Origin of the sequence: Paraburkholderia dipogonis, assembly GCF_046027395.1 — a bacterium.
GTDB lineage: Bacteria > Pseudomonadota > Gammaproteobacteria > Burkholderiales > Burkholderiaceae > Paraburkholderia > Paraburkholderia dipogonis_A.
Map to the genome: position 1 here is coordinate 1 of NZ_JAQQEG010000104.1, position 2,188 is coordinate 2,188.

Below are 2,188 nucleotides of genomic sequence, written 5' to 3' on the forward strand. Positions count from 1 at the left end.
AGGCTTGCTCGCAGTGCATACTCGGCCGCACCCATTTCAACGCGAGCCACGTCGCTCAGGTGCGTCACCGCGCCGTCCGGGGATGTTTTCAGGATGATGTTGCGGAACTCTTCTTCGGTCTTCAGGCGCCCTTGGGCGTTCACGCTCAGTTGCATCGGAACGTTTGTCGTCATTGGAGCGCCGCCGACAATACCGGCCGCGACCTGAACGTTCTGCTCACGAATTGCCTTCACGACATCGGTTGCCGTCAGGTTCTGACGGGCCACCTTTGTCGGGTCAAGCCAGACGCGCATGGAGTAATCGCCCGCGCCCCACATCGCAACTTCACCAACGCCCGGGACCTGCGCAAGCCGGTCCTTCACGTTGATAAGTGCATAGTTGCGCAGATAGGTGAGGTCATACCGTCCGTTAGGCGAGACGAGATTCACGCCCATTGTCAGGGTAGGCGACGACTTGATGGTCGTCACGCCCAGGCGCTGCACGTCCTCGGGAAGACGCGGCATGGCCTGCGATACCCGATTCTGCACAAGCTGCTGCGCCTTGTCGGGGTCGGTGCCGAGCTTGAACGTCACGGTCGTCGTCATCGCGCCGTCGCTGTTAGCCTGCGACTGCATGTACAGCATGTTCTCGACGCCGTTAATCTGCTCTTCAATTGGAGAGGCGACGGTTTCGGCAATGACTTTCGGATTCGCGCCGGGGTACTGTGCGCGAACGACAACCGACGGCGGCACGACTTCCGGATATTCGGCCGTTGGCAATTTGGTCAGCGCGATAAAGCCCGCGAGCACAATCACCACCGACAGAACGGCCGCGAAGATGGGCCTGTCGATGAAAAATTTTGAGATGTTCATGATGCGCGTCTCGCGTATTACGCTGCGGATCTGGGAGCGTCGGCCATGTTGACCATGTGTGGGCTGACGGTGTCACTCGGCTTGGCGTGCACCATGCCGTTCACGACGATGCGCTCACCCACCTTGAGCCCCGCGGTCACGACGCGGAGGTTGTCGTGCAGGCCGCCCAGCTGGACCTCCCGGTAGACGACCTTGTTCGCGGTATCCACAACTAGCACGAACTTCTTGGCCTGGTCAGTGCCCACGGCCGCGTCGTCGATCAGAATGGCCGGATGCGGTTCACCACCGCCAACCTTGACGCGTGCGTAGAGACCGGGAACGAGCGCGCCGTCTGCGTTGTCGATGGTGGCTCGCACGCGGATGGTCCCGGACGAGGTGTCGAGCCGGTTATCAACCGACGTGACCGCACCCTTGCGCGAGTAGCCGTCCTCGTTGGCAAGGCCCAGCGATACCGGTACCTTCGAATTCCGGTCGCGGCCGAGGTATTGCAGGTACGTTTGTTCATCCACATCGAACGAGGCGTAAATCGGCGACACCGAAACCAGCGTCGTGAGCAACGGTGCGCTCGAACCAATCGAAACAACGTTGCCAACGGTCAGTTCGGCACGCGATACGCGGCCCGTGACCGGTGCGGTAATCCTGGTGTACCCGAGATTTACCTGTGCAGCTTCGAGAGCGGCCTCGGCAGCCTTCACGCCTGCGGCGGCTTCGCGTGAAGCGTTCTGCTTCTCGTCGTAGTCGCGCTTCGCGATGGCGTTGTCGGCAAGCAGGCGGTCAGCACGTGCGGCGTCGGTCGACGTGTAAATCGCGCGAGCCTTGGCTGCCGCGACCTGTGCCGCAGCGCGGTCAACTTCAGCCTGATAGGGGCGGGGGTCAATCGTGAAAAGCGGGTCGCCTTTCTTGACAAGCGCGCCGTCCTTGAAGTGGACTGCAACGATGGTGCCGGCGACGAGCGGGCGCACTTCGACGTGGTCGATGGCTTCGAGACGCCCGGAGTAGCTTTGCCAGTCCGTGATGGTCTGCGAAAGGACGACCGCGACGTCGACCTGGGTGGCTGGCGGCGCGTCAGCGGCCCGAGCTGCACTCAGCGGACCTGATGTGGTCCCGTGAGTGAAGCCAATGCACGCGACTGCGCCGACAACTGCCAGCGCACCCAACGCGGCGGTAAGCCGTTTGCGATTGGTGAGCATGAGTAGTACTCCTTATAGATGCAAAGTGGTCTGTAAAAACGTGACAGGTTTGGATTTCAGTTCATAGTCGTCTCGGCCTTACATCCATCACTGGGTGTACAGCGTTGACGGAAGTATGGACTCCGTGTTTCTGGTTATAAAGTAGCG

The 2,188-nt window shown here is 61.0% G+C and carries 2 protein-coding genes; both read right to left on the minus strand.

Going from position 1 to position 2,188, the window contains the following annotated elements; genetic code table 11:
- A partial coding sequence (locus tag PQR32_RS42010) for an efflux RND transporter permease subunit (protein WP_408241758.1) occupies positions 1 to 851 on the minus strand: 851 nt, incomplete at its 3' end.
- A gap of 17 nt (positions 852 to 868) precedes the next feature.
- On the minus strand, positions 869 to 2,041 hold the full coding sequence (locus PQR32_RS42015) for an efflux RND transporter periplasmic adaptor subunit (RefSeq protein ID WP_408241761.1): 1,173 nt from the start codon (positions 2,039 to 2,041) through the stop codon (positions 869 to 871).
- Positions 2,042 to 2,188: the final 147 nt, after the last annotated feature.

Bases quoted from the DNA above. Each gene is read 5' to 3' on its own strand.
- PQR32_RS42015 (WP_408241761.1), bottom strand. From the start codon at position 2,041: ATGCTCACCAATCGCAAACGGCTTACCGCCGCGTTGGGTGCGCTGGCA.